At 71.7% G+C, this 16,858-nt stretch carries 21 protein-coding genes; 10 read left to right on the forward strand and 11 right to left on the reverse strand.

What is annotated here, in order from left to right:
* Nucleotides 1-15: 15 nt before the first annotated feature.
* Entirely contained in the window at nucleotides 16-1,665 is a 1,650-nt protein-coding gene (locus ACIRO3_RS03545; protein WP_404131936.1) for a phospho-sugar mutase, read from the forward strand.
* Nucleotides 1,666-1,742: 77 nt separating this feature from the next.
* Here ACIRO3_RS03545 and ACIRO3_RS03550 read toward each other — a convergent pair whose 3' ends face one another.
* Complete coding sequence (locus ACIRO3_RS03550; protein ID WP_404131939.1) at nucleotides 1,743-2,984, reverse strand: helix-turn-helix domain-containing protein; 1,242 nt, start codon at nucleotides 2,982-2,984, stop codon at nucleotides 1,743-1,745.
* Nucleotides 2,981-3,301 carry a putative quinol monooxygenase gene (locus tag ACIRO3_RS03555; protein WP_404131941.1) on the reverse strand — a complete coding sequence of 107 codons (321 nt, stop codon included), beginning with the start codon at nucleotides 3,299-3,301 and terminating at the stop codon, nucleotides 2,981-2,983. Before ACIRO3_RS03555 ends, ACIRO3_RS03550 begins: the two co-directional genes overlap by 4 nt.
* 136 nt (nucleotides 3,302-3,437) lie before the next feature.
* Between ACIRO3_RS03555 and ACIRO3_RS03560 the strand changes: the two genes are divergently transcribed.
* On the forward strand, nucleotides 3,438-3,572 hold the full coding sequence (locus ACIRO3_RS03560; protein WP_404131944.1) for a hypothetical protein: 135 nt from the start codon (nucleotides 3,438-3,440) through the stop codon (nucleotides 3,570-3,572).
* Entirely contained in the window at nucleotides 3,565-3,822 is a 258-nt protein-coding gene (locus ACIRO3_RS03565) for a hypothetical protein (protein ID WP_366001010.1), read from the forward strand. Before ACIRO3_RS03560 ends, ACIRO3_RS03565 begins: the two co-directional genes overlap by 8 nt.
* Nucleotides 3,823-3,892: 70 nt before the next feature.
* Here the strand turns inward: ACIRO3_RS03565 and ACIRO3_RS03570 are convergent, their stop codons facing one another.
* The 3 genes from ACIRO3_RS03570 to afsQ1 are packed head-to-tail and all read right to left on the reverse strand — an operon-like array spanning nucleotide 3,893 to nucleotide 6,682.
* Nucleotides 3,893-4,537, reverse strand: coding sequence for a hypothetical protein (locus ACIRO3_RS03570; protein WP_404131946.1), 645 nt, complete (start codon nucleotides 4,535-4,537; stop codon nucleotides 3,893-3,895).
* Nucleotides 4,521-5,951 (reverse strand): ATP-binding protein, encoded by a 1,431-nt coding sequence (locus ACIRO3_RS03575; RefSeq protein ID WP_404132351.1) that lies wholly within the window; start codon nucleotides 5,949-5,951, stop codon nucleotides 4,521-4,523. The genes ACIRO3_RS03570 and ACIRO3_RS03575 overlap by 17 nt, the downstream gene beginning before the upstream one ends.
* A 53-nt stretch (nucleotides 5,952-6,004) precedes the next feature.
* On the reverse strand, nucleotides 6,005-6,682 hold the full coding sequence (gene afsQ1, locus ACIRO3_RS03580; RefSeq protein ID WP_180291024.1) for a two-component system response regulator AfsQ1: 678 nt from the start codon (nucleotides 6,680-6,682) through the stop codon (nucleotides 6,005-6,007).
* A gap of 171 nt (nucleotides 6,683-6,853) precedes the next feature.
* Here afsQ1 and ACIRO3_RS03585 point away from each other — a divergent pair, with 171 nt between their 5' ends.
* The gene (locus ACIRO3_RS03585) at nucleotides 6,854-7,546 is read left to right on the forward strand and encodes a SigE family RNA polymerase sigma factor (protein ID WP_361778381.1); all 693 of its coding nucleotides are present in this window, start codon (nucleotides 6,854-6,856) and stop codon (nucleotides 7,544-7,546) included.
* Nucleotides 7,547-7,709: 163 nt separating this feature from the next.
* Here ACIRO3_RS03585 and ACIRO3_RS03590 read toward each other — a convergent pair whose 3' ends face one another.
* Nucleotides 7,710-8,378 carry a uridine kinase gene (locus ACIRO3_RS03590; RefSeq protein WP_404132354.1) on the reverse strand — a complete coding sequence of 223 codons (669 nt, stop codon included), beginning with the start codon at nucleotides 8,376-8,378 and terminating at the stop codon, nucleotides 7,710-7,712.
* Nucleotides 8,379-8,493: 115 nt separating this feature from the next.
* Here ACIRO3_RS03590 and ACIRO3_RS03595 point away from each other — a divergent pair, with 115 nt between their 5' ends.
* Nucleotides 8,494-8,859: a hypothetical protein gene (locus tag ACIRO3_RS03595; protein ID WP_361778378.1), complete on the forward strand. Its 366-nt coding sequence runs from the start codon at nucleotides 8,494-8,496 to the stop codon at nucleotides 8,857-8,859.
* 127 nt (nucleotides 8,860-8,986) lie between these two features.
* Here the strand turns inward: ACIRO3_RS03595 and ACIRO3_RS03600 are convergent, their stop codons facing one another.
* From ACIRO3_RS03600 to deoC, 3 genes are read right to left on the reverse strand one after another with little or no spacing between them, the layout of a single operon-like run.
* A complete protein-coding gene (locus ACIRO3_RS03600) occupies nucleotides 8,987-9,886 on the reverse strand; it encodes an aldehyde dehydrogenase family protein (protein ID WP_404131951.1) in 900 nt (299 codons plus the stop codon).
* Nucleotides 9,879-11,315: an aldehyde dehydrogenase family protein gene (locus tag ACIRO3_RS03605; protein WP_366148820.1), complete on the reverse strand. Its 1,437-nt coding sequence runs from the start codon at nucleotides 11,313-11,315 to the stop codon at nucleotides 9,879-9,881. The genes ACIRO3_RS03600 and ACIRO3_RS03605 overlap by 8 nt, the downstream gene beginning before the upstream one ends.
* A 5-nt stretch (nucleotides 11,316-11,320) precedes the next feature.
* Nucleotides 11,321-12,283, reverse strand: coding sequence for a deoxyribose-phosphate aldolase (gene deoC, locus ACIRO3_RS03610; RefSeq protein WP_404132357.1), 963 nt, complete (start codon nucleotides 12,281-12,283; stop codon nucleotides 11,321-11,323).
* 256 nt (nucleotides 12,284-12,539) lie between these two features.
* On the opposite strand from deoC, the gene ACIRO3_RS03615 reads away from it, so the two are divergent.
* The 5 genes from ACIRO3_RS03615 (at nucleotide 12,540) to ACIRO3_RS03635 (ending at nucleotide 15,564) form a co-directional block, all read left to right on the forward strand.
* Nucleotides 12,540-13,271 carry a hypothetical protein gene (locus ACIRO3_RS03615; RefSeq protein ID WP_404131954.1) on the forward strand — a complete coding sequence of 244 codons (732 nt, stop codon included), beginning with the start codon at nucleotides 12,540-12,542 and terminating at the stop codon, nucleotides 13,269-13,271.
* Nucleotides 13,272-13,385: 114 nt separating this feature from the next.
* The gene (locus tag ACIRO3_RS03620) at nucleotides 13,386-14,027 is read left to right on the forward strand and encodes a class F sortase (protein ID WP_404131957.1); all 642 of its coding nucleotides are present in this window, start codon (nucleotides 13,386-13,388) and stop codon (nucleotides 14,025-14,027) included.
* A 25-nt stretch (nucleotides 14,028-14,052) separates the two neighbouring features.
* Nucleotides 14,053-14,691 carry a PH domain-containing protein gene (locus tag ACIRO3_RS03625; RefSeq protein ID WP_404131961.1) on the forward strand — a complete coding sequence of 213 codons (639 nt, stop codon included), beginning with the start codon at nucleotides 14,053-14,055 and terminating at the stop codon, nucleotides 14,689-14,691.
* A 65-nt stretch (nucleotides 14,692-14,756) separates the two neighbouring features.
* Nucleotides 14,757-15,311 (forward strand): VanZ family protein, encoded by a 555-nt coding sequence (locus ACIRO3_RS03630; protein WP_361778359.1) that lies wholly within the window; start codon nucleotides 14,757-14,759, stop codon nucleotides 15,309-15,311.
* A gap of 40 nt (nucleotides 15,312-15,351) precedes the next feature.
* Nucleotides 15,352-15,564, forward strand: a complete 213-nt coding sequence (locus tag ACIRO3_RS03635; RefSeq protein ID WP_404131965.1) for a PspC domain-containing protein — start codon at nucleotides 15,352-15,354, stop codon at nucleotides 15,562-15,564.
* Nucleotides 15,565-15,582: 18 nt separating this feature from the next.
* Here the strand turns inward: ACIRO3_RS03635 and ACIRO3_RS03640 are convergent, their stop codons facing one another.
* Together ACIRO3_RS03640 and ACIRO3_RS03645 are read right to left on the reverse strand one after the other, a co-directional pair.
* The gene (locus tag ACIRO3_RS03640) at nucleotides 15,583-16,353 is read right to left on the reverse strand and encodes a hypothetical protein (protein WP_404131968.1); all 771 of its coding nucleotides are present in this window, start codon (nucleotides 16,351-16,353) and stop codon (nucleotides 15,583-15,585) included.
* A 128-nt stretch (nucleotides 16,354-16,481) separates the two neighbouring features.
* Nucleotides 16,482-16,757 carry a hypothetical protein gene (locus ACIRO3_RS03645; protein ID WP_361778350.1) on the reverse strand — a complete coding sequence of 92 codons (276 nt, stop codon included), beginning with the start codon at nucleotides 16,755-16,757 and terminating at the stop codon, nucleotides 16,482-16,484.
* Nucleotides 16,758-16,858 lie beyond the last annotated feature (101 nt).

The following is a 16,858-nucleotide window of genomic DNA, read 5'->3' on the forward strand; positions in this document are numbered from 1 at the left end:
GGTAAGGCGGAAGTAGTGCAGGAACAGGACGACCTGATCACCCGGGCGCGGGCCTGGCTGGCGGAGGACCCGGACCCGGAGACCGCGGCCGAGCTGAGCGCGCTCATCGAGGCCGGGGACACCGCGGAGCTCGCGGACCGCTTCTCCGGCATGCTCCAGTTCGGCACCGCCGGACTGCGCGGCGAGCTGGGCGCGGGCCCGATGCGGATGAACCGCAACGTGGTCATCCGCGCCGCCGCGGGCCTGGCGGCCTACCTGAAGGCCCAGGGCCACGACGGCGGCCTGGTCGTCATCGGCTACGACGCGCGCCACAAGTCCGCGGACTTCGCCCGCGACACCGCCGCCGTCATGGTCGGCGCCGGGCTGCGCGCGGCCGTCCTGCCGCGTCCGCTGCCGACGCCCGTCCTCGCGTTCGCCATACGGCACCTGGGCGCCGTCGCCGGCGTCGAGGTGACCGCGAGCCACAACCCCCCGCGGGACAACGGCTACAAGGTCTACCTCGGCGACGGCTCCCAGATCGTCTCCCCGGCGGACTCCGGGATCGCCGCGGAGATCGCCGCGGTCGCCGCGCTCGCGGACGTCCCCCGTCCGAAGTCCGGTTGGCAGGACCTCGACGACGAGGTGCTGGAGGCCTACCTGGCCCGTACGGACGAGGTCCTCACCGCCGGGTCCCCCCGAGGCGTGCGGACCGTGTACACGGCCATGCACGGCGTCGGCAAGGACGTCGTGATGGCGGCCTTCGCCCGGCACGGCTTCCCGACCCCGGTGCTCGTCGCCGAGCAGGCGGAGCCGGACCCGGACTTCCCGACGGTCGCCTTCCCGAACCCGGAGGAGCCGGGCGCGATGGACCTGTCCTTCGCGAAGGCCGCCGAGGTGCTGCCGGACATCGTGATCGCGAACGACCCCGACGCGGACCGCCTCGCGGTGGCCGTCCCCACCGACGACGGTGGCTGGCGGATGCTGCGCGGCGACGAGGTCGGCGCGCTGCTGGCGGCCCACCTCGTCGCCAAGGGCGCGCGGGGCGTCTTCGCCGAGTCGATCGTCTCGTCCAGCCTGCTGGGCCGGATCGCCGAGGCGGCGGGCGTCGGCTACGAGGAGACCCTGACGGGCTTCAAGTGGATCGCCCGCGTGGAGGGCCTGCGCTACGGCTACGAGGAGGCGCTCGGCTACTGCGTGGACCCCGAGGGCGTCCGCGACAAGGACGGCGTGAGCGCCGCCCTGCTGGTGGCGGAGCTGGCCTCGGAGCTCAAGGAGCAGGGCCGGACCCTGTCCGACCTGCTGGACGACCTGGCGATGACCCACGGTCTGCACGCCACCGACCAGCTGTCGGTCCGCGTCTCGGACCTGTCCGTCATCGCCTCGGCGATGGCGCGGCTGCGGGCGCAGCCGCCGACCTCCCTGGCGGGCCTGCGCGTCGTGAGCGCGGAGGACCTGAACCAGGGCACGGCGTCCCTGCCGCCGACGGACGGCCTGCGGTACCACCTCGACGGTGACCACAAGGCCCGGGTGATCGTCCGCCCGTCGGGCACGGAGCCGAAGCTGAAGTGCTACCTGGAGGTCGTGGTCCCGGTGGCGGAAGCCTCCGACCTGGCCCCGGCCCGCACCCGCGGCCAGGAGATCCTGGACGCGATCAAGAAGGACCTCGCGGCGGCGGCGGGCATCTAGCCCACCGGCCCGCCGCCCACCGGCCCGCCGCCCGACGGCCCCCTGAACCCAAACCGGTTCAGGGGGCCGTCGGCTTCTCAACCGAGGCTGTCCGTGCGCCTGGCCAGAGCCCGGAGTTCGTCGGACGCGGTACGTCCCGCGCCGAGCACGAGATCGCTGATGACCGTGCGCGCCGCGACGTGGGTACGGATCATCTCGGGTGCCAGTTCCTCGGCGCGCAGCAGGCAGTCGAGTGCGTCCGCGTACTGGCGACGTTGCGCGTGTGCTCGGCCCGTGTCCATCAGCAGGCGGGCCCGCCGCTCGGCGGACAGGCCGTCCGTACGGAGTCCCCTGGCGAGATCGAGGGCTTCACCCGCGTCGCCGAGGTCGACTGCGGTCGAGACGGCCTGGATCTCCACGTTCGTCGGACCGAATTCGAGGTTGAAGTCGTTACGGTCCTCGCCCAGCCGGCGGCCGACGCTCCGAGCGGTGTCGATCTGTCGCCTCGCGGCAGATCTCGCGCCCGAACGGGCATGGACGAGCGCCAGGACCAGGTGCAGCGATCCCAGGACGGAAAGGTATGGGGGTGTGGGCTCGCCGGCTCCGGCATGTTCGAGGGCCCTGACAGCCGTGGACGCGGCACGCTCCGCCTGGTCGAGGTGCTTCAGACGCACGAAGGCGTGACACAGCCGGTAGACACCGGCGAACACGCTCAGCGGATCGCCGGAGAGCTCGGCCTCACGAATCGCCCGGTCCGCCGCGACCCATGCGGCATCCGCCTCGTGCTGACGCACGAAAGCCGCGGCGAGGGCCTGGTAGGTCCTCGCCAGCAGATCGTGCAGTCGGGGGCGGTACTCGACCGGCGCCACCCGGCAGGCCCGTTCCAGCTCCGGGACCAACACGCCTACCGACGCGCTCAGTTCAGCGAACTCGGCACCGTGTGCAAGTTTCCAGATCTCGTCCACCGACGCCTGAAGGCCGACGAGGTGGCCGGGCTGGAAATCCTGAACCGGGTTCAGGAGGACATCGAGCGCGGGATGCCCGGAGAGCACCAGACGAGCCCGGTCGAGGTCGTTCGCCTCCGCTTCCGCCCCGGACGACGGCGGAGCCTCGACCGAGGGCGGGGCATCGGGCTGGAGAACCTGGAGCGGCACGCCGAGGCCGTCCGCAAGAAGCCGGAGCACGTCCAGGCGGTTCACCGGCTGGATGCCTCGCTCGACCTGGGACAGCCAGCTCGCCGTGCGACCGATGGTCGAGGCGAGTTCCCCTTGCGTCACGCCCTTCTGCCTGCGCAGATCAGCCACTCGCGCCCCAAAGACACGCCGCTCCTCGGCACTCACCGCCGCGCCGCTCCCTTCCCGCCGACCACGTCGAGGAACGTGACCTCGACATCGGCAAGGTACCGGCCCCGCTGGGCGAGGAAGTGCTTGGTGTGCGGCTGCGCCTCATGGACATCGAACGCCGCGCGGTCCGCGTACAGCTCATAGAACACGCGGACCAGGGGCTCGCCCACCGGTACGTGCACCAGGTAGGCCAGCGTGCCCGGCTCCGCGCCCGTGACGCCCTCCAGGGTGGTCGCGCACAGCTCGTCGAACGCCATCGCGGAATCCTGGTCGCGCAACGAGAAGCGCACGACCAGGCCGAATCCCTCGCCCATACGTGCTCCTTTCGATTCGCAGCAGTCTCGCAGACACGCAGCAATCCTGCGAGTAACAATTCCTCTTGAGTCACAGAAACTCTGCGAGTAGCCTCGTAGTCGCACTGCTACCGACCGTGATCAATAAGGGGCGGCCATGCGTCAGATCCCTGGAGATGCCGCAGAGAGCCGGGCGACCGCGACGGTCGAGCCCAGCGCGGACCTGCTCGACCGCGCGCGGGACGGCTGGGAGCGCTTCCTCGACACTTTCGAGGCGGCATCCGATGAGTGAGCAGTACGAGTACGTCCCCCACCGTCTCCTGCACCGCCGTGTCCGCGACATCGCGTCCGGCACCGAAGGTGAACTGATGGCCGTGGTCAACGAGAACGTCGCCGGCACCGGGGCCGAACGATGGATGCGGCTGGCCTACATCCGCGACCCGTCCGGTCTCGAATTCACCACCGCGGTAGCCAACGTCGTGTCCGCCGACTACATCGACACCTTGGAAGCCTGCCTGAACCGGCGGTGGCCACCGAGCTGACCACGACGGCCCAGGCGCCAAGCCGGGACGGAGCCGAGAGGGCGTCGCCGGGCCGGGGCCAGGCCGGGGCCTACGGGGCGGGGGACGGGTTGGGCGTCGTCGACGGGCGGACCACGTCCCCCAGCGTCGCCACCGACTCCGGGCGCGAGCGCACGGCCTCGCCGCACTCCCACGCGCGCGGCGGATCCGCGTCCGGTCCGCCCAGCACGACGGGGCCGGGCCCCGCCGACACCGTGTCGCTGTCGGCCAGCGTGCAGACCAGCTGCGAGAGCGCCACCGGCGCCAGGTCCTCCGGTTTGCGACTCAACCGCACCGTGCCGGCCGGGTCGCCCGGGCGCGCAGGCGCCGCCTGGAGCCCGTCCGGTACCCCGGTCGTGAAACCGGCGTCCCGTTCCGCCGCGGACGGCTCCTTCTCCAACGCCTCCAGCAGGGCCTGTACGGCCGGCACCAGCGAGTCGCGCGCCGGCCGCTTCTCGGGCACCGGGACCACCCGCTCGACGTTCACCAGCTGCGATCCGCACACCAGCGCCACCGTGGCGCGGATCCCCTGGGCGCCGCTCTGCCCGCCCGGCTGCTCCGGGGTGTCGCAGGACACCCGCGAGGGCGCCGCGCCGACGTCCACGGGTACGGTCGTCGCCCGGATCCCGCACCCGCAGGCGCCGGTCAGCAGCATCCCGAGGGCGATGCCCGCGAGAGCCCTACGCGTCCGCGTCACGGATGACCGCCTTCCCCACGTCCACCGGCAGTCGCAGGGTGAACAGCGCCCCGCCGTCGGCCCCGTTGGCGGCGCTGATGTCGCCGCCGTGAATGTGCGCGTTCTCCATCGCGATCGACAGGCCCAACCCGCTGCCGTCCGACTTGGGGCGGGACGCGCTCGCCTTGTAGAACCGGTCGAAGACGTGCGGGAGGACCTCCTCGGGGATGCCCGGCCCGTTGTCCTTGACCACGATCACCAGCCACTCCCCGTCGACGGCCAGCGACACCCGCACCGGCGAACCGCCGTGCTTGAGCGCGTTGCCGATCAGGTTGGCCAGGATCACGTCGAGGCGGCGCGGGTCGAGCCGTGCCACGATCCCGCGTTCCGCGTCGAGTTCCACGGCGTCGAGCCAGGCCCGCGCGTCGATGCACGCCGTGACCTGGTCGGCGACGTTGACGTCGTCCAGCACCAGCCGGGCCGTCCTCGCGTCGAAGCGGGTGACCTCCATCAGGTTCTCGACCAGGACGTTGAGCCGCCGGGTCTCGCTGACCACCAGGGCCACCGCCGGCGCGATCATCGGATCGAGGTCGTCGACCTCCTCCTCCAGCACCTCCGCGACGGCCGTCAACGCCGTCAGCGGCGTACGCAGCTCGTGGGACATGTCCGCGACGAACCGCCGGCTGGACTCCTCCCGCGCGCTCATGTCCGCCACCTTCTTCTCCAGCGCCTCCGCCGTCTTGTTGAAGGTGTGCGCCAGGTCGGCGAGTTCGTCGGTCCCCGACACGTCGAGCCGGTGGTCCAGCTCCCCCTCGCCCAGCCGCCGCGCCGCGTCCCCGAGCCGCTGTACGGGCCTCAGCACGGTGCGCGCCGCGGCCTGGGCGAGCAGCGCGGACCCGAGCAGCGCCAGGCCCGTCGCGATCGTCAGCGACCAGCCCAGCGCGTTCAGGTCGTCCCGTTCCTGCGCCAGCGACTTGTACATGTAGCCGGTCGGGCCGCCGCCCACGATCCTCGTCCCGCCGACCAGGTACGGATTGCCGCGCGGCTTCGTGCGTTGCCAGTACATGTGGTAGTCGGCGTCGTTGGCGGCCGTCGTCTTCTGACGGTCGTTCACGGCGTTCTGCAGCGACTTCGGCACGTCGTTCAACCCGAAGGTGTCCGGGCCGGCCGCGCCGAACACCTTGCGGCCGTCCTTGCGCTCGTCCACCAGCAGCACGCTGTACCCGGGGCTGCTGCCCGCCATCAACTCGGCGGTGCGCTGCATCTCGTCGGGCGTCGGGTCGCCGGGCAGCGCGGCGGCACGGTTCTGCATCTCCTGCCGGAAGTCCCCCAGGGCGGCGTCCTGGGTACGGGTGAGCACCGCCTCGCGGTTGAGCCAGTACGCGATCCCGGAGGCGGAGACGGCGGCCGTCAGCGCCACCAGCGAGAACACCATGAGGAGCCGCAGCCGCAGGCTGGTCCAGCGCCGGCCCGCGAACAGGGCTCTGATCACTGCGGGGAGTCCAACCGGTAGCCGACGCCCCGAACGGTGCGGATCAACGTCGGTGAGGACGGCACTTCCTCCACCTTGGCGCGCAACCGCTGCACGCAGGCGTCGACGAGCCGCGAGTCACCGAGGTAGTCGTGCTCCCAGACCAGCCGCAGCAACTGCTGCCGGGACAGGGCCTGGCCGGGCCGGCGGCTGAGTTCCAGCAGCAGGCGCAGTTCGGTCGGCGTGAGCTGGAGGTCCTCGCCGTTCTTCGTCACCGTCATCGCCGCGCGGTCGATGACCAGGGACCCGAAGACCGCGGAGTCGCTCGCCTCCCGCTCGCCGCGGCGCAACACGGCCCGGATGCGGGCGTCGAGCACCCGGCCCTGGACGGGCTTGACCACGTAGTCGTCGGCACCCGACTCCAGGCCCACCACGACGTCGATGTCGTCGCTGCGGGCGGTGAGCAGGATGATCGGCAGCTGATCGGTGCGGCGGATCCGCCGGCACACCTCGAAACCGTCGATCCCGGGCAGCATCACATCCAACACGATCAGGTCCGGCCGCTGCTCGCGCAGCAGTTTCAGGCCGTCCTCGCCCGTCGCCGCGGTGGCCACACGGTGGCCCTGGCGTGACAGGGAAAGTTCGAGGGCCGTGCGGATGGCGTCGTCGTCCTCGATCAGCAACAGGAAAGGCACGGGCTCATTCTGTCCCATCAGCCGTTGGGACTTCGACAGTCGTGCCGTGGAGATCCCTCACAGGTCCCTGTGACAGGCCTGTGACAGTCGAAGGACACCCCGGTTATCTCGGCCGGGCAGTCTTCATACCAACGAACGGACCGAAGCAGACTCCACGACGGGGGGCGCGAGATGAACACGCTGCACAGCACCACCACCAGCGCGGTTGTCACGCGGCTGCACGATGTGAACCGCCGGGCGGGTGTCCGTACGGCGACGGTCGCCCGTCCGCGACCGACGCACCCTGTAGCCATCGACGCGAACACGTACCAGGCGGTTCCCGCCACGCGGATCCCTTCCTCCTCGGAAGCGGAGTTCACGGCGTACGTACAGGAGCGGCGGGCCGCGCTCTACGCGACGGCCTTCCACCTCACCGGCGACCGCCACGAGGCCGAGGACCTGCTCCAGAGCGCGCTGTTCTCCACCTACCGCGCCTGGGACCGGATCAGCGACAAGGCCGCCGTCGGCGGCTACCTGCGGCGCACGATGACGAACCTGCACATCAGCGCGTGGCGTCGGCGCAAGCTGAACGAGTACCCGACCGAGGAACTGCCGGAGACGGCCTCCGACACGGACGCGATGCGCGGCACGGAGCTGCGCACGGTGCTGTGGCAGGCCCTGACCCGCATCCCGGAACCGCAGCGCACAATGCTGGTGCTGCGGTACTACGAGGGCCGCACGGACCCGGAGATCGCGGAGATCCTGGGCATCAGCGTCGGCACGGTGAAGTCGAGCATCTGGCGGTCGCTGCGGCGCCTGCGGGACGACGAGGCGCTGAGCTTCGGCCGCGACGAGTCGGACTCGTTCGGCGAGCTCGTCGCCTGACAGAGACCAACGGGGGTTGGACCACGGGGCCGGGGGCCCGTCCTACGGGGGTGGGGCGGGGGTCGCGGGGGGGAAGAGGCGGGATCAAGCGGCCGGGGGTCCGCGTGATCCCGCCTTTTCGCGTGCCCGGGTGCGGACGGCCCGAGGCGGCGCCCGGGCGGGGTTACGCCGAGGCGGCGGCGCGGTGGCGGCCGGCGGCGCAGGCGGCCAGCCGGCCCAACGCCTCGTCGCGGCCGCAGGCATGGGCGCCGAGCGCGGTGTGCCGGGCGACGATGCCCCGCTCGGCCCGCATCAACCGCCAGCCCCTGCGCAGCAGGAACGGCAGGGACTTGCGGCCTTCCCGCAGGTCCCGCGCGAGGCGCCGCCGGAAGGTCGTCGAGGGCCGTCCCCGCAGGCAGATCGCGTCGGCGAGCAGCCCCAGGTCCTGGCAACGCGCCACGATGTCCGCCGCGAAGATGCCCTCGGCGATGAACAGGGGGGTCCGCGCTATGTCCAGGGTCTCGGTCCCGGTCCGCGAGGAGGTCGCGATGGAGTACGTGGGGACCTCGGTCCGGCCCTCCGCGCAGAGTCGGGAGATGGCGGCGACCGCCGTCTCCGCGTCCCATGACAGCGGGGAGTCCCAGTCGATGTCGGAGCTGCCCTCGACCAGGGGAAGGGTCGGGTCGTCCGCTTCCTTGTAGAAGTCGTCCAGGCGCAGCACGGGCAACCCGGAGCGGGCCGCGAGCGAGGACTTGCCGGAGCCCGAGGGTCCGGTCAGCAGCACGACACGCGTTGGCAGAGGAGAGGAGCAGCTCACGGGAGACCAGTGTGAACCATGACCCGCGGTATCGATACACCGGCGGCGTGCCCTGCGAGCACTCTCACACCCCGCGCGGCCGGTTGGTGTCGACGGCCGCCGCTCCACTACGCTGCGTGCGCACGCGACTACGACCACAGGCGGGATCCTCATGGCACGTCACGCAGCACCCGGCAACGGCGCCGGCACGCGCGCCCTTCGCGGCGCGGGCCTCACCCTGACCATGGCCGGCGCGGCCCTGGCGATGGCGGCGGGGGGCGCCCAGGCCGGTGAACTCTCGGTCCCGGCGGCCCTGGCGGGCGTCGCCGACCCGATCTCCAACCTCAAGGTGAACCCGCTCGCCCACACCGGCGTGGATCCGCTCGACAACGGCGTGGCCACCAAGGTCGCGGACTTCCCGTCGGTCGGCACGGGCATGGTCACCGGAGTGCTGACCCAGGGCCCCTCGGTCGGCGAACTGCCCACCGCGGCGGCGTCCTCGCTGCTGGGGCCGCTGCTCCCGGCGGCGGGCAGGTAGGTACGCGGGCACGGGAAGGCCCCGGCAGCACGGGGGTCGCTGCCGGGGCCGGTCCAGGGGCGGCCTGGGCCCTGTCGTCAAAGTTTCGCCTGGCCCGTGGCGCCCGGTGCCACTTTGACGACAGGACCTAGTAGGACGAACCGCCCGAGCCCAGCGAACCCGTCGGGTGCCAGACCGTCTTGGTCTCCAGGAACGGGGTCAGGCGCGAGGTGCCCGGGTCCGCCGTCCAGTCGTCCACAGGCTGTGGACGCAGGACGCGCTTGAGGTTGTCGGCCGCCGCGATCTCCAGCTCCTTGGCCAGCGCCGGGTCGGCGCCCGCCAGGTCGATGGCGTTGACGTCCTGGTGGGACGCCACGTGCGGGCCCATCTCGCCGGCCTTGCCGGACAGGATGTTGACCACACCGCCGGGCAGGTCGGAGGTGGCCAGCACCTCGCCCAGGGACAGCGCGGGCAGCGGGGACTTCTCGCTCGCGATGACGACCGCGGTGTTGCCCGTGGCGATCACCGGGGCGATCACGGAGATCAGGCCCAGGAACGAGGAGTCCTGCGGGGCGACGACCGTGACCACGCCGGTCGGCTCCGGGGTGGACAGGTTGAAGAACGGGCCCGCGACCGGGTTGGCCCCGCCCACGATCTGGCCGATCTTGTCGGTCCAGCCCGCGTACCAGACCCAGCGGTCGATCGCCGCGTCCACGACCGCCGCGGCCTTGGACTTCGACAGTCCCTCGGCCTCGCCGACCTCGCGGACGAACTGCTCGCGGCGGCCCTCCAGCATCTCGGCTACGCGGTAGAGGATCTGGCCCCGGTTGTACGCGGTCGCGCCCGACCAGCCACCGAAGGCCTTGCGGGCGGCGACGACCGCGTCACGGGCGTCCTTGCGGGAGGACAGCGGGGCGTTGGCCAGCCACTTGCCCTTCGAGTCCGTCACTTCGTACACCCGGCCGCTCTCGGAGCGGGGGAACTTCCCCCCGACGTACAGCTTGTAGGTCTTGAAGACATTCAGACGCGTCGACGACGACTCAGACATCGAGGTACCCCTCCAGGCCGTGACGGCCGCCTTCGCGCCCGAAGCCCGACTCCTTGTAACCGCCGAAGGGCGAGGTCGGGTCGAACTTGTTGAACGTGTTGGCCCAGACGACGCCCGCGCGGAGCTTGTTCGCGACCGCGAGGATGCGCGAGCCCTTCTCCGTCCAGATGCCGGCGGACAGGCCGTACTGGCTGTTGTTGGCCTTGGCGACGGCCTCGTCGGGCGTACGGAACGTCAGCACGGACAGCACCGGGCCGAAGATCTCGTCACGGGCCACGGTGTGCGCCTGGGTGACGTTCGTGAAGAGCGTCGGGGCGAACCAGTAGCCGGCGGACGGCAGTTCGCACGCCGGGGACCAGCGCTCGGCGCCCTCGGCCTCGCCGGTCTCGGCGAGCGCGGTGATCCGGGCGAGCTGCTCGGCGGAGTTGATCGCGCCGATGTCGGTGTTCTTGTCGAGCGGGTCGCCCAGGCGCAGCGTGGACAGTCGGCGCTTGAGCGAGTCGAGCAGCTCGTCGTGGATCGACTCCTGGACCAGCAGGCGCGAGCCCGCGCAGCAGACCTGGCCCTGGTTGAAGAAGATGCCGGTGACGATGCCCTCGACGGCCTGGTCGATCGGGGCGTCGTCGAAGACGATGTTGGCGCCCTTGCCGCCCAGCTCCAGGGTGACCTTCTTGTCGGTGCCGGCGACGTGGCGGGCGATCTTCTTGCCGACCGCGGTCGAGCCGGTGAAGGCGACCTTGTCGACGTCCGGGTGCTCGACGAGGGCCGCGCCCGCGTCGCCGTACCCGGTGAGGATGTTGACGACACCCTTGGGCAGGCCCGCCTGGCGGCAGATGTCCGCGAAGAAGAGCGCGGACAGCGGGGTGGTCTCGGCGGGCTTGAGCACGACCGTGTTGCCGGTGGCGAGCGCCGGGGCGATCTTCCACGCGAGCATCAGCAGCGGGAAGTTCCACGGGATGACCTGGCCGGCCACGCCGAGGGGACGCGGGTTCGCGCCGTAGCCGGCGTGGTCGAGCTTGTCGGCCCAGCCCGCGTAGTAGAAGAAGTGCGCGGCGACCAGCGGGAGGTCCGCGTCGCGGGTCTCCCGGATCGGCTTGCCGTTGTCCAGGGTCTCCAGGACGGCCAGCTCGCGGCTGCGCTCCTGGATGATCCGGGCGATGCGGAAGAGGTACTTGGCGCGCTCGGAACCGGGCAGCGCGGACCACTTCTCGAAGGCCTTGCGGGCGGCCTTGACGGCGCGGTCCACGTCGGCGGCGCCGGCCTGGGCGATCTCGGCCAGGACCTCCTCGGAGGACGGCGAGACGGTCTTGAAGACCTTGCCGTCGGCGGCCTCGGTGAACTCGCCGTCGATGAAGAGCCCGTAGGACGGGGCGATGTCGACGACCGAGCGGGACTCGGGGGCGGGTGCGTACTCGAAAAGGGATGCCATGGTGATCAGTCCACCGTCACGTAGTCGGGACCGGAGTAACGGCCGGTGCTCAGCTTCTGGCGCTGCATCAGCAGGTCGTTGAGCAGGCTGGAGGCGCCGAAGCGGAACCAGTGGTTGCTCAGCCAGTCCTCGCCCGCGGTCTCGTTGACCAGGACCAGGAACTTGATCGCGTCCTTGGTCGTGCGGATGCCGCCGGCCGGCTTCACGCCGATCTGGATCCCGGTCTGCGCCTTGAAGTCGCGGACGGCTTCGAGCATGAGCAGGGTGTTGGCGGGGGTGGCGTTCACCCCGACCTTGCCGGTGGACGTCTTGATGAAGTCGGCGCCGGCCATCATGCCGATCCAGGAGGCCCGGCGGATGTTGTCGTACGTCGACAGCTCGCCGGTCTCGAAGATGACCTTGAGGCGCGCGGCGGTGCCGTCGGGGCGGACGCAGGCCTCCTTGACGGAGCGGATCAGCTCGTACGTGTCCAGGTAGCGGCCGGCGAGGAAGGCGCCACGGTCGATGACCATGTCGATCTCGTCGGCGCCGGCGGCGACGGCGTCGGCCGTGTCCGCGAGCTTCACGGGAAGGGCGGCGCGGCCGGCGGGGAACGCCGTGGCGACGGACGCCACCTTGACGTCGGCGCCGTTCAGCGCCGCCTTGGCGGTGGCCACCATGTCGGGGTAGACGCAGACCGCGGCGGTCATGGGCGTCGTACGGTCGGTCGGATCGGGGTTGACGGCCTTGTGGGACAGCGCCCGGACCTTGCCCGGGGTGTCCGCACCCTCGAGCGTCGTCAGGTCGATCATCGAGATGGCCAGGTCGATGGCATAGGCCTTGGCCGTCGTCTTGATCGAGCGGGTGCCGAGGGAGGCCGCGCGGGCCTCCAGTCCGACTGCGTCTACGCCGGGCAGCCCGTGCAGGAAGCGGCGCAGCGCACCGTCGGACGTCGTCACGTCGGCGAATGCGGTGAGGGTGGTGGGCATGGTCACCACATGAGCATATCTACGCGCGTAGCGACCTGTCACCCCCCTCCCCCGAATCAACCGAAAACGCATGCGCCGAACGAACAACCTCGCGCCGTGACGATTCGGTGACAGGAACAGGATCGTCCGACCGCACAAGATCACTAGATTTCTCGTCAGCAGCCCGCCACACCTGACCCCGGTGAACCAGACCGACCAGACTCAACGCGGCATGCGACTCTCCTCCACTCTCCTCACCCACGCTTCAGGAGTCGTTATGCGTACCGCCCTCCGCACCTCGATCGTCACCGCCGCCCTCGCCGGCGTGCTCCTCGCCCCCGCCGCGACCGCGTTCGCCGCGCCCGCCCCCCAGGCGGTCACCTCGGTGTCCGGGACCACGTCGGGCGGCGACCGCTACGCGGGGGAGATGGTCCTCGTGGCCGACGGCGTGCTGGCGGTGCTGCGGAACGAGTCCGAGGGCCCCGAGGTGTGGCTGCGCGCCGTCGGCCCGGACTGGAAGCCCTCGGACGGCTGGGCGGGTCACGTGTACGAGCTGCTGAACCGCGCGCACACCACCGCCACGATCGACGGGTCCACGTTCACCCTCGTCAAGGCGGACACCGCCGCCCCCTCGCTGACGGTCCGCGGGCCGGCGGGCACGAGCAGCCACCCGCTGCCGCAGGGCGAGCCGTCCGCCGAGCCGTCCACGAAGCCGACGATCGAGCCCTCCACGAAGCCGACGACCGTCCCCTCCGTGAAGTCCTCCGTCAAGCCGATCGTCGTGGCGAAGACCGCGCCCTCGGCCACGGCGGCCGTCACCGCGAAGAGCGACCTGAAGGCCCAGACGGCCGTCGTGCCCCGCGGCGCGGTCGCCGCGGGCGCCGAGATCGCCACCCCGGACACGGACGACAGCAGCACGGTCGCGGCCGGCGCCGGTCTCGTCGCGATCTTCGCCGCGCTCGGCGCGGCGGCGATGCACCTCGCCCGCCGTTCCCGCGGCCGCGCCTGACCGCCGCCGATCCCTCGTCGAACACGCCCTCCGGCGGGTCACCTTCCCGGTGGCCCGCCGCAGGGCGTTCGCCTTCCCGCCCGCGCCACACCGGCCCGTTCCAGGAGCACTTCCATGGCCCCCCGCGCCGCCCGTACCCTGCTCGCCGCCGCGCTCCTGGCGCCCGTCGCCCTGGCCGCCCTGACCGGCTGCGGCACCGACCGCCCGGCCGGGGAGGCCGACGCACCGCCGCCGCACATCGCCGCGACACCCGCGCGGGAGGCCTCCGCGGCGCCCTCCGCGCCGCCGGCGGCGCTCACGCCGCTGCCCGCCTCGGAACCGGTCCGGGTACGGATCCCCGCGGCGGGTGTCGACACCTCCCCCGTGCTCCGCCTCGGGCTGGAGGCCGACGGCACCGTCGAGGTGCCCTCCGTCGCCGACGGGGACAGGATCGGCTGGTACACCAAGGGCGTCACCCCGGGCCAGAGGGGCCCCGCCGTGCTGATCGGACACTTCGACACCGCGCGCGGCCCGGCCGTGCTCAAGGACGTCTCCAAGGTCCACGTCGGCGACGAGATCACCGTGTCCCGCGCGGACGGCCGGTCCGCCGTCTTCCGGGTGCGCGAGTTGGAACAGGTCGACAAGAAGCGCTTCCCCACCACCAAGGTGTACGGGAACACCACCCGCCCGGAGCTGCGGGTCGTCACCTGCGGCGGCGAGATCACCGACGGCCACCGCCCCGACAACATCATCCTGTACGCCGATCTCGTGGGGTGAGACGGCGTGAGGCACAATCGGGCGCATGAGCAGCCAGCAACCCCCTGACGAGCCGGTGTACGACGACCGGGTCTACCGCTCGCCCATGGCCATCGTCACGGGCGTGCTGATGCTCGGGCTGGTCGCCTGGCTCTGCGGGGACGCGGTCCTGCGCGGGGAGGGGGGCACGCGGTGGGTGGCGCTGGCCATCGCCGTGTGCGCCGTGCCGCTCGTCGTGGCGTTCACCATCCGGCCCGCCGTCTTCGCCAACGACGACCGCATGCGGGTGCGCAATCCCTTCCGGGTGATCGAGCTGCCGTGGGCGGCCGTGGACGCGGTGCGCGCCGGCTACTCGGCCGAGGTGCTGGCGGAGGGTTCCACGTACCAGCTCTGGTCCGTGCCGGTCTCGTTGCGCGAGCGGAAGAAGGCGCAGCGCCCCTACAGTCGGCGCGGCGGATTGACCGGCAGGGGCTTGTCCCCGGACCAGGGGAAGGCCGGCGCGGCGGTCGACGGGCCGCAGCGGGCGGGCGCCGACAAGGTTGTGGACGAGCTGCGGGAGCTGGCCGAGCGCGGGGCCTCCCGGGCGGGGGCGCAGGGCGATGTGAGCGTGCGGTGGTCGTTCGAGATCATCGCGCCCGCCGTGATCGGCGCGGTCGCGCTGATCGTGCTGCTCGCCACCGGCTGAAACGCGGTCGGAGTCCCTGCCGAACCGCCGGAACCACCGCCACCGGGGTGTGCGTCCTCGCTGGTGTGCAGCGTCATGAGGGCGGCGGCAGCGCCGCCATAGATCTCCGGCTCCGGCTCCTGGGCGGGGTCCTGCTGGCCGCCCATCTCCTCCTCGTCGGCTGGTTGAGCCTGCGCCCACTGGACGTTCCCTGGGCGGCGGCCGCGAACCTGTCCCCGCTGGAGGGGATCCGGGAGGACCTCGCGTACGGACCGTTGGAGGCCGCCCGCCGGATCGGCGAGGGGCTGGCCCTGCTGGCTCCGCTCGGGGTGTTGTTGCCGCTGATCGGTGGGCGGCTCGCGTCGTCACCGCTGGCCGCGTGGTCCTCGCTGGCCCGGACGGCGGCCGCGGGGGCGCTGGTCTCGCTGAGCATCCTGATGTTGCAGACGGCGGTCCCGGGTCAGGTGGTCGACGTGGACTCGCTGTTGTTGAACACCGTCGGGGTGCTGATCGCGCACGCGACGGTGGTGCCGGCCCTGAGGGCTCGGCTGAGGCGTTCTCAGGGGCACACCCCGAGAATCACCAGGGTCGAGCTCGGCCCTTGGACCGAGGTTTTGTCGGCGGTTCCCCGCGAGTATTGAGGCATCGCAGGAAAGCGATCCCATACGAAGGAGAATCCCCATGAGCGCGATTACCCGCCCCCGTGACGGACGGATGATCGGTGGCGTCTGTGCCGGTCTCGCGCAGCGTTTCGGAATCAAGACGAAGACGATGCGGATCATTTTCGTCCTGTCGTGCCTGCTGCCGGGTCCGCAGTTCCTGATCTACCTGGCGCTGTGGGTGCTGCTGCCGAACCAGAAGTACGCCGCCGGTTCCGCCCACACCGCCTGGTAGTCGGTTGCGTCGGTCCGATCAGGCCGCCCGCTGGACCTTTTCCAGCTGCTTGTCCACCACTTCCCGGGGGACCCGCGCCTTCTTCTCGGCGGCGGCCACGTTGAGCGCCATGAGCCGTACGACGGTGGCGCCCTCGCGCACGACGACCAGGTGGACCTGGGCGGAGACGCCCTGGGCGGCGGCGGTCGTGGTCCAGCTGACGCTCTCGTCCCCGCCGGTCTCGTACGGGGTCGGTTTCACGTCCCGGTAGCTGCCGGTCTGCTTCTGCACGGTGGCGGCGAAGCCGGAACCGCAGGCGGCGACGGCGTCGCGCAATCGGGACATCAGCCGCTCGGCGTCCTTCTCCGCGTAGGAGCTGACGGAGGCGGAGACGGCGAGGCCGACCTGCTTCTGGGAGCCGACGCCCCGGTTGACGGTTTCCCGTGCGGCCGGGTCGGGCTTGTCGCCCATGATGTCGGCGAGGGGCTGGCAGGGCTTCTTGTCGGCCTGCGGCTGGCCGTCGGGGGCGTTCGGGTTCTTGCCCTGGGCGGAGATCTGGTAGCCGGCGAGGTCGCCCTGTTCGAGGGCGGTGCGTTCCAGTCGGGTGCCGGCCTTCTTCGGCGCGGCCGAGGAGGCGGGGGCTCCGGGGGCGCCCGTGGGCGGGTTCGGGGCCGAGGCGGAGCCCTTGGGGTCCGGGGCCTTGCCGGCCTCCGGGGTGCCCGTACCGCTGCAACCCGCCGTTGCGAGGAGGAGGGCCGGGAGCAGTGCGGCCGTGGCCGCTCCGAGCTTGACTGGTGCCTTCAGGCGCATGACCGATGACCTCATACCGCGTGCGTTGGCGGGCAGTTGACGGTGATCGTGGCACACGACGCGACATGGCGCACACCTGCTCGAAGCGGTGTGCGCCATGCGTACTCGCGTGCGGATTTCGGCGAGGGTCAGCCGCCGAGCGCGCCACCGACGGGCAGGCCGCCGAGCGTGGGGCCGAGGGAGTCGGCGAGCTGGCCGATCGGGGCCGCGGGGTCGCTCGACTGACCCCCCTCGGCCTTCACGTGCTGCTGGCTGGTGGCGGTCTGGAGGGCGCCCGTGACGGGGCCCAGCGCGTCCTGGAGGCCGACGGCGGGGACGGCGGCGGCGGAACCGGCGGCGGCGGCGACGGCGGCGACGGCGCCGAGAGCGGCGAGGCCGAGGGTCTTGGCAGCTGACTGCTTCATGAAGGATCGTCCTTGCGACGGGGAATTGAGCGGCTCCGCAAACTAGTCACTTCAAACCCCCGCCCGCAAACATCCGTACATACGAGAAAGCGCCCGGGAAT

This window comes from Streptomyces sp. NPDC102278 (genome assembly GCF_044766345.1).
GTDB lineage: Bacteria > Actinomycetota > Actinomycetes > Streptomycetales > Streptomycetaceae > Streptomyces.